Source organism: Burkholderia sp. Ac-20349, from assembly GCF_017104865.1.
GTDB lineage: Bacteria > Pseudomonadota > Gammaproteobacteria > Burkholderiales > Burkholderiaceae > Burkholderia > Burkholderia aenigmatica.
This window is the reverse complement of record NZ_JAAGPM010000005.1, coordinates 129,252-138,332: the sequence shown is the minus strand read 5'-3', so window position 1 is coordinate 138,332 and position 9,081 is coordinate 129,252. Positions and strand designations below refer to the sequence as shown.

Below are 9,081 nucleotides of genomic sequence, written 5' to 3'. Positions count from 1 at the left end.
GCGCCGCCGAACGGCGGCTTGCCGCGGCGACCGCGCAGATCGGCGTCGCGCGCGCCGAGCAGTTTCCGCATTTCGCGATTCCGCTGAGCCTCGGCACGACGGCGAGCCTCGTGCAGGACCTGTTCACGGGTGCGAGCGTCGCCTGGTCGGTCGCACTCGACGGTACGCAGACGCTGTACGACGGCGGCCGCGCGAAAGCCGGCGTCGACACCGCGCGCGCGGCCGCCGAGGCCGCACGGCTGGCCTACGAGCAGCGCATCCGCAGCGCGTTTCGCGACGTGGAGGACGCGCTGGTGGCGATCGGCGCCGCACGCGACCGGCAGGCGATGCTCGCGGCAGCCGTCGACAGCAGCCAGGATGCGCAATCGCGTGCGACGCGGCTGTACCGCAACGGTCTCGGCGAATACCTGTCGGTGCTCACCGCGCAGCGCGCAACCTACCGCGCACGCGATGCGCTCGCGCTCAGCCGGCTCGCGCAGGTGCAAGGCGCGATCGCGCTCTACAAGTCGCTCGGCGTCGGCTGGCGCGACGCGCCGCCGGTCGCGCAGGCCCGCGCAACGCCAGCGAACGCACCCTGAACACCGCCGCACGATCGCCCCGACGCTTCGGCGTCGCTCATCCTCCGGAGAACCCTCGATGCCCGCTCTCGATCCGAATGATTTCACGCTGCACGACATCCATCTCTTTCCGGTCTGCGTGTTTTGCGCCGAACACGCGACACCGGGCTACGCGCCCGACTGGGAACGCGAGATCGACGCGCTGATGCGCCACGGCGAGCCATTCGTCATCGTCTACATCGAGCTCGATACCGACGAGAGCCACGACGACCGCAAGCATCGTGCGGTCTGGCTCAAGCAGAACAAGGACGCGCTGGGCGCCGTCTGCAAGGCGCTCGTCAGCGTCGAACCCGATCCCGACCGGCGCGCCGAGGTGGCCGCGCAGGGCGAAACCGCCGTCAAGGCATTCGGGATTCCGCATCATGCGGTGGCGTCGTTCGAACAGGCCCTGTCGCTCGCCGCGCGGCTCACGCGGCAGCATTCGAGGAATGACGCATGGCAGGCCGGACAACAGGCATGACGCGGCCGGTGCGCTACGCCGCGCTGCATTCGCCACCGGCACGAGGGCCGGCATGCGCTATCCCGCCCTGACGATCGCGGGCTCGCACACGCTTGCGTCATGTCCGTCGCGGCCCCCCGATGCAGGCGAGGTCCTGTTGTGGCGGCTGCGCGGCGAATGGCAGCTCGTCACCAGCGAGCAAGGGCATCTCAGCCTGTCGAAGACGGAACTGCGGCGGGTCAGGACGCATCCCAATCGCGCGCATGCCCGCCGCTTTGCAATCGGCCGATCGGCGCTGCGCGCGATCCTGGGGACGCTGGCCGGCCGCGCGGCCGACGAACTGACGCTGATCGACCGCGATGCCGACCATATCGCGATCGCGGGCTGCGACCGGCTGGACGGGCTCGATGTCGTGGTCGGCCATGCCGGGATCTGGATCGTCATCGCGATCGCGCGTGGCCCGATCGGACTGGGCATCGCGCAGACCAGCACGCTCGCCGATCCGGTATCGCGCGACCAGCTTCGGCTGGACAGCCTCTCGAATGCGTGCGGGCGCGGACACGGCGCCACGCTCGCATCGCTGGCGCCGCTCGCGGGGTCGTTCCGCGAAGTCGATACGCCGCATGCGGGCAACTGGCGCCTGCTCGATCTCCCGCTCTCCGGCCTGGCTTGTGCGGCAACCGTTGCCGCGCGCCAGATGGATCGGATTCACGCGGTCGGCTGGCGCGGCGAGCGGAATGACTGGCTGGCCGATCGCGATCGGCACCTGCGGGCGGAGAAGGTGCGCGGGGCGGCACTCATCGTCGAAGCCGGATAGGCCGGCGCCGAAACCCTTCGCGTCGCGTGCTTGCGCTATGACCGCCGTCGGCATCGCCGATGGGAGCCGTTCATGGGAGCGCGTGAAGGTTGCCTGTTATGGGAGCGGGAGATTTCAACGCCAGGCGGCGGCGCGGCTGAAGCCACGCGCGACAAACAGAAAGGTGGAAAAAAACCGGCATGGCGTCGTCATATGTCCGCCAGTGAAAAGGGCCCGTCGATGTATCGACCGGCCCCGCCAAATACGATCACTGCCCCGTAGCGGTTTCGATCGCGTCCGTGTCCCACTTCCCGCGTCGCGTTGCCTCGGCCAGCATCCCCAGGGTCAGCGGCCGCCGCTCCGGGCGACGGAGGCGCTGCACGAACAGCCCGACGAACGACGACACCAATTCCTGGCCTTCGGGGCCGACATAGCGCCGGTACGGGAACCCTTGGGCCTCGACGCCGAATGTCTCCGCCCACTTGTCGATGAACGCCACGGCGTCGAGGCCCGTGACGCCAAGATCCTGCTCGAGCCGGGACGCTGGCCGCAGGTTCAGTTTGCCACCGAGTAGCGGCCGACCGAGTTCCTCGCGTGTGAAGGCTTCCAGGCGTTCCCAGATATCGTCGTTCATGGTTCAGCGCACCCGGTCTTCGGGCTTTCCAATTCGGTTGTAGGTCGACGCGGTGTTACGCATGACCCGGAAGGCGTCGCGAGCCAGGCACACCTCGCCCACGACAGGGGTCGCCCGGCCGACCCACGCACCGCGACGGCGAGCATCGCATACGCGCCGCTATCGATCCGTGCCCCGCACGACGCCCCCACTGTCGCACACCTTCTGATGCACACCGAACCATCGTGTCATCGGGCAGCGCATTTCGTGCGATACCATGGGGACTCGATGGAGTGACTGGCAGGATCCAAAGCGGACATCATGACTCAAGAATCCACCCCGCCCCGTGCAAGTCGAGCTGTTCGGCCGCAGTCTCTGTCGGTCGGGCGCGATCCCGTTGATACAAGCCCGGCCATTATGGACCTCCAGCGACGACGTGGTGCCTCCGGCACAGCTGCCGTCGAGCACCGCAATGCGCCGAGGCCCGCCGCACGTCCCCCTATCGGCCACGCGTCATCGGCAGCCGCGGCGTCGAGAATCGTCCAGCCACGCGCCCCCGCGGGGATCGTCCGGCCCGACACACCCTTCCCGGCCGCCCCCGATCGGAACACCCCTTACCGGCCCCGGCTACACGTCGCGCTCAAGGCCACGCCGATCAAGCCAGGCCGAATTCCCTTCGCGAATCGACGCAACGCCACGCTTGGGAGCACGAAATGAAGCTCGGAGGGCTGGGCCGCAAGATTGCGGTGTCGATGGCGGAGCTGGCGCTCGGCATCATGCTGGTCGTCGTGCTGATGGTCTATGGGTTCTACTACGTGATGCTCCGGAACTGGAGCGAGGTGTGTTACCAGTCGAGCTGGTTTCCGTCGAACACCGAGTGGGTATGGCTGAGCGCCACGCTCCTGATCGGCCTGATCATCGCGATTATCGTGTCGGCCCGGCTCGCGCATCGGATCCTGGTGCCGCTCAACTCCGTCGCGGACAGCATTCGCCGCGTCGCCAAGGGCGACCTGACCGCGCGCGCCGTCGCCGGCGATCGATCGATTCGCGAAGCCGCGCTGATCGCGGACGACTTCAATGCGCTCGCGGCCCAGCTGCAGCGCATGACGGACGAACAGGCGTTCTGGAATGCCGCGATCGCGCACGAGCTGCGTACGCCGGTTACGGTCCTGCGCGGACGGTTGCAGGGGCTGGCGGAAGGCGTCTTCCAGCCGGGCGAGGCGCTGTTCCGAAGCCTGTTGATCCAGGCGGAAGGGCTGACACGCCTGATCGAGGATCTCCGGGTGATCAGCCTCGCGGAAAGCGGGCATCTGAGCGTCAGCATCCAGGCGACCGATCTGGCGGCGCACGTCAAGGCGGTCGTCGAGATGTTCGAGGATTCGCTGGCCGCTGCCGGTCAGCACATGGTGCTCGATCTCGATACGCGCCCCGTCCATTGCGACCCGTTCCGGATGCGCCAGGCGCTGCTCGCGCTGCTGGAGAATGCGCGGCGCTATGCGGTACCCGGTGCGATACGCATTCGCACGCGCGTCGAAAACGGCGCGTGTCATTTGCAGGTCGAAGACGAGGGGCCGGGCATCCCCACCGATTGCGCAGCCCGCATCTTCGATGCATTCCGGCGCGTGGACGATACGCATTCCAACCAGAAAGGCGGCAGCGGCCTGGGGCTGGCCGTGGTCGCGGCCATTGCGCAGGCTCACGACGGAGAGGCATCGTGCCGCCCGACAACGGGCGGCGGTACCGTGTTCCAGTTGCGCTGGCCCGACAGCCCCGCCTCGCCGCGCATCGCGACACCGAACCGGAAGGACGTGGCGCCCGCCCCGTCACGCACCGTCGATACCGATCCGCGCTGAACCGCCCGGCAAGCGGCCGACGCGCCCGGTGCGCCGGCCAGCCGCCCCGCATCGTCGCGCACACGCCCGCCGCCACTGAACGGGAAGTGTGCGTGCCCCGATCCACGCGCCCGCCGTCTACGCCGAAGCGATCCTTGCGATAACGGCACCCGGAATGCAAGGCCGGCGATGCCGATGGCTTGCACAGCCACCGCCATTTCATCAGATGATTGCGGCGTTCCGACATTCCGTCGCCGCGCATCCCGCGTCCGGACACCGGCCACATCGCCCCGGAGCCCGCCATCTTCAGGCTTCGCCCGCCTCCGGATCGCCCTGCCGCGATTCTTTCGCCCCCTCCATCAAACCTCCATCTTTCCGCACAAAAAACTCCATCGGGCGCACGCACACTTCGATCCGAAAATGCGGGCCACTGGGTGCCTGCGTCCCATGGAGTCCACATGAAAAATCAGAAACGAGCCTGCTACGGCGCCGTGTGCGCGCTGGTGGCGGCGATGCTGGCGGGCTGCGGGCCCTCCGAACAGCAGGCCGCCGCACCGGCCACCCCGGTCGCCGCGATGACGCTGGCCGGCGCGCCCCTCGACCTGACCGAAGACCTGCCGGGCCGCGTCGCGGCGGTGCGGATCGCCGAGATCCGGCCGCAGGTCAGCGGCATCGTGCAGCGACGGCTGTTCGAGCAGGGCACGGAAGTACGTGCCGGCCAGCCGCTGTTCCAGATCAACCCGGCGCCGTTCAAGGCCGACATGGACACGGCCGCGGCGGCCCTGCAGCGCGCGGAAGCTGCACTCGCACGCGCCAAGGTGCAGACCACCCGGCTCAAGCCGCTGGTCGAGGCCGACGCGATCAGCCGTCAGGTCTATGACGACTCGGTGTCGCAACGCGACCAGGCCGCCGCCGACGTCGCGCAGGCTCGCGCGACGCTCGCACGCCGCCAGCTCGACCTGAAGTTCGCGACCGTCGAGGCACCGATCACCGGCCGCATCGACCAGGCCCTCGTGACCGAGGGCGCGCTGGTCGCGAGCAGCGACAGCCAGCCGATGGCACGCATCCAGCAGATCGACCAGGTCTACGTGGACGTGCGCCAGCCGGCCGCGTCGCTCGAATCGCTGCGCGGCGCACTCGCTGCCCAGCCGGACACCGCGGGCAACGGGCTGCCGGTCGACGTGCTGCGCGACGACGACTCGCGCTACGACGTGAAGGGCCGCATGCTGTTTTCGGGCGTCAACGTCGATCCGGGCACCGGCGACGTGCTGCTGCGCGTGCTGGTCGACAACCCGAAGCGCGAGCTGCTGCCGGGCATGTACGTGCGCGCCCGTATCCCGCGCGGGCACTTCGAGAACGCGCTGACCGTGCCGCAACAGGCAATCGTCCGCGCGGGCGGCAAGCCGCAGGTCTGGGTGCTCGACGCGAAGAGCCAGGCGCACCTGAAGGCCATCGAAGTGGGCGAGCTGACGAACCGCAGCTATCGCATCAAGTCGGGTCTGCAGGCGGGCCAGAAGGTCGTCGTCGAAGGCATGGAGCGCCTGAGCGACGGCGCGACCGTGACGGCGACCGCATGGAAGGCGCCTGAAGCGGTCAAGACCGCTTCGTCGCACTGAGTCACGGGGAGCATCCAGTCATGTCCCAATTCTTCATCCGGCGCCCGGTCTTCGCGTGGGTGATCGCCCTCTTCATCATTCTGCTGGGCCTGATCGCCATCCCCGAACTGCCGGTTGCGCGCTATCCGTCGGTCGCACCGCCGACCGTCACCATTACCGCCACCTACCCGGGCGCCACGCCGCAGACGATGACCGACAGCGTGCTGAGCCTCATCGAGCGCGAGCTGTCCGGTGTGCGGAACCTGCTGTACTTCGAATCGGCGTCGGATACGTCCGGTCAGGCGAAGATCACCGCGACCTTCAAGCCCGGCACCGATTCGGCGATGGCGCAGGTCGAAGTGCAGAACAAGCTCAAGTCGGTCGAGCCGCGCCTGCCGCCCGTCGTGCGTCAAAACGGCGTGATCGTCGAGTCTGCCGCCACGGGCTTCCTGTTGTTCGTCGGCCTCAAGTCGGACAGCGGCCGCTATGACGAAAACGCGCTGGCCGACTACATGGCGCGCAACGTCGTCGAGGACCTGCGACGCGTCGAAGGCGTCGGCAAGGTGCAACTGTTCGGTTCCGAACAGGCGATGCGCATCTGGGTCGATCCGCAGAAGCTGATCACCTACGGCCTGTCGATGAACGACCTGACGACGGCCGTCAGCCAGCAGAACGTACAGATCGCCCCGGGCAGCCTCGGTGCGGCGCCCGCCCTGCCGGGCCAGCGCGTGACGGTACCGCTCACCGCGCAAGGCCAGCTCACGTCACCGGAGCAGTTTGCCAAGATCGTGCTGCGCGCGAACGCGAACGGCTCGAAGGTCGTGCTCGGCGATGTCGCGCGGGTCGAACTCGGCCCGCAGTCGTTCACCTTCGTCAACAGCGAGAACGGCAAACCCGCGACCTTCGCCGGCGTGCAACTGGCACCGGGCGCCAATGCGGTGAAGACCGCCGACGCCGTGCGCGAGCAAATGAACATGATCGCCAAGACGATGCCGGCCGGCATGAGCTACTCGATCCCGTTCGACACCGCGCCGTTCGTGAAGATCTCGATCGAGAAGGTGATTCACACGCTGATCGAAGCGATGGTGCTCGTGTTCCTGGTGATGTACCTGTTCCTGCAGAACGTGCGCTACACGCTGATCCCGGCGATCGTCGCGCCGGTGGCGATGCTCGGCACCTTCACGGTCATGCTGATGACAGGCTTCTCGATCAACGTGCTGACGATGTTCGGCATGGTGCTCGCGATCGGCATCATCGTCGACGATGCGATCGTCGTCGTGGAGAACGTCGAACGCCTGATGGTGGAAGAAGGCCTGTCGCCGAAGGACGCGACGATCAAGGCCATGAAGGAAATCACCGGTGCAATCATCGGCATCACGCTGGTGCTGACGGCCGTGTTCCTGCCGATGGCGATGTCGAGCGGTTCGGTCGGCGTGATCTATCAGCAGTTCACGATGTCGATGGCCGTGTCGATCATGTTCTCGGCCCTGCTCGCGCTGACGCTGACGCCGGCCCTGTGCGCGACGATGCTCAAGCCGGTCGAGCATGGCCACCACGAGAAGCGCGGCTTCTTCGGCTGGTTCAACCGCCGCTTCGATCGCATGACGAACTGGTATGAAACGCGCGTCGGCAAGCTGGTCGGCCGCACGGGCCGCGTGATGCTGCTGTTCGTCGCGATTTCCACCGCGCTGGTGTTCGGCTTCCGCATGCTGCCGTCGTCGTTCCTGCCCGAGGAAGACCAGGGCTACTTCATGACCGGCTTCCTGCTCCCGTCGGATTCGACCGTCGAGCGCACGGGCGACGTCGTCAAGACCCTCGAGAAGCATCTCGCATCGCGTCCGGGCATCGAGTCGAGCATCTCCATCATCGGCTACGGCTTCTCCGGGCTCGGCTCCAACGCCGCACTGAACTACGCGGTGCTCAAGGACTGGGACAAGCGCGAAGGTGCATCCGCGATGGACGAGGCGATGCGCGCGCAAGCCGCGATGGGCGGCGTGACGGAAGGCACGGTCATGAGCCTGTTGCCGCCGGCGATCGACGGGCTGGGTACCAGCTCGGGCTTCACGATGCGCCTGCAGGATCGCGCGAACCAGGGCAACGCAGCACTCAAGGCGGCTGAAGCCAAGCTGCTCGAACTGGCTGCGCAAAGCAAGGTGGTGACCGGCGTCTATCCGGACAGCCTGCCGGCCGGCACGAGCGTGAAGCTGGACATCGACCGCGAGAAGGCCGAAGCGCTCGGCGTGTCGTTCACGACCATCAGCGACACGCTGTCGGCCGCGATGGGGTCGACCTACGTGAACGACTTCCCGAACGCGGGCCGCATGCAGCAGGTGATCATCCAGGCCGATGCGCCGGCACGCATGCAGATCGACAACGTGATGAAGCTCTACGTGCGCAACGCGACCGGCGGCATGGTGCCGCTGTCCGAAGTGGTGCGTCCGGTCTGGTCGGAAACCCCGCTCCAGCTGGTGCGCTTCCAGGGTTATCCGTCCGCGCGTATCTCCGGCGGCTCGGCCCCCGGCTACTCCAGCGGCGCGGCAATGGTCGAGATGGAGCGTCTGGCTGCGCAGTTGCCGCCGGGCTTCACGGTGGCGTGGACCGGCCAGTCGCTGCAGGAGCGTGAGTCGGCTTCGCAGGCGCCGATGCTGATGGCGCTGTCGATGGTCGTCGTGTTCCTGGTGCTCGCGGCGCTCTACGAGAGCTGGGCGATTCCGCTGTCGGTGATGCTGGTGGTGCCGCTCGGCCTGATCGGCGCACTCGGCGCGGTGATGTTGCGCGGGATGCCGAACGACGTGTTCTTCAAGGTCGGGATGATTACCGTGATCGGCCTGTCGGCGAAGAACGCGATCCTGATCGTGGAGGTCGCGAAGCAGTTGCGCGAGGAAGGCATGGGGCTGATCGAGTCGGCCGTGCAGGCATCCAAGCTGCGTCTGCGCCCGATCCTGATGACCTCGCTCGCGTTCGGCCTCGGCGTGGTGCCGCTGATGATCGCGACCGGCGCGAGCGCCGAAACGCAGCACGCGATCGGTACCGGCGTGTTCGGCGGCATGGTGACCGCCACCGTGCTGGCCATTTTCTTCGTTCCGGTTTTCTACGTGTTCGTGATGAGCATCCAGGAACGCATCTCGGCATGGCGCGCATCCGGCAAGAAGCCCGCCACCGTGACCCACGAACATGAAGGTTGATGCC

Annotated in this window: 7 protein-coding genes and 1 pseudogene; 6 read left to right on the top strand and 2 right to left on the bottom strand. The window is 67.4% G+C overall.

Annotation, left to right across the window (positions count from 1 at the left end; all coding sequences use genetic code 11):
* The 3 genes from G3N61_RS03700 to G3N61_RS03690 form a co-directional block, all read left to right on the top strand.
* Nucleotides 1-578 (top strand): TolC family protein (locus tag G3N61_RS03700; RefSeq protein ID WP_205821590.1); only part of this gene is annotated, 578 nt, incomplete at its 5' end.
* A gap of 58 nt (nucleotides 579-636) precedes the next feature.
* Complete coding sequence (locus G3N61_RS03695) at nucleotides 637-1,077, top strand: hypothetical protein (protein ID WP_205821589.1); 441 nt, start codon at nucleotides 637-639, stop codon at nucleotides 1,075-1,077.
* A 52-nt stretch (nucleotides 1,078-1,129) separates the two neighbouring features.
* A complete protein-coding gene (locus G3N61_RS03690; protein WP_205821588.1) occupies nucleotides 1,130-1,873 on the top strand; it encodes a hypothetical protein in 744 nt (247 codons plus the stop codon).
* Between the two features lie 247 nt (nucleotides 1,874-2,120).
* On the opposite strand, the gene G3N61_RS03685 is transcribed toward G3N61_RS03690, so the two are convergent.
* Complete coding sequence (locus tag G3N61_RS03685) at nucleotides 2,121-2,486, bottom strand: DUF1493 family protein (protein WP_089454250.1); 366 nt, start codon at nucleotides 2,484-2,486, stop codon at nucleotides 2,121-2,123.
* Nucleotides 2,487-2,489: 3 nt separating this feature from the next.
* Nucleotides 2,490-2,618, bottom strand: a pseudogene (locus tag G3N61_RS40205) (STM2901 family protein); the annotation flags it as partial.
* Between the two features lie 560 nt (nucleotides 2,619-3,178).
* Here G3N61_RS40205 and G3N61_RS03680 point away from each other — a divergent pair.
* From G3N61_RS03680 to G3N61_RS03670, 3 genes are all read left to right on the top strand, one after another.
* Nucleotides 3,179-4,318, top strand: coding sequence for an ATP-binding protein (locus G3N61_RS03680; RefSeq protein ID WP_089454249.1), 1,140 nt, complete (start codon nucleotides 3,179-3,181; stop codon nucleotides 4,316-4,318).
* A 437-nt stretch (nucleotides 4,319-4,755) separates the two neighbouring features.
* A complete protein-coding gene (locus G3N61_RS03675) occupies nucleotides 4,756-5,913 on the top strand; it encodes an efflux RND transporter periplasmic adaptor subunit (protein WP_043185788.1) in 1,158 nt (385 codons plus the stop codon).
* 20 nt (nucleotides 5,914-5,933) lie between these two features.
* Nucleotides 5,934-9,077, top strand: coding sequence for a multidrug efflux RND transporter permease subunit (locus G3N61_RS03670; protein ID WP_089454248.1), 3,144 nt, complete (start codon nucleotides 5,934-5,936; stop codon nucleotides 9,075-9,077).
* The last annotated feature ends 4 nt before the right edge of the window (nucleotides 9,078-9,081 follow it).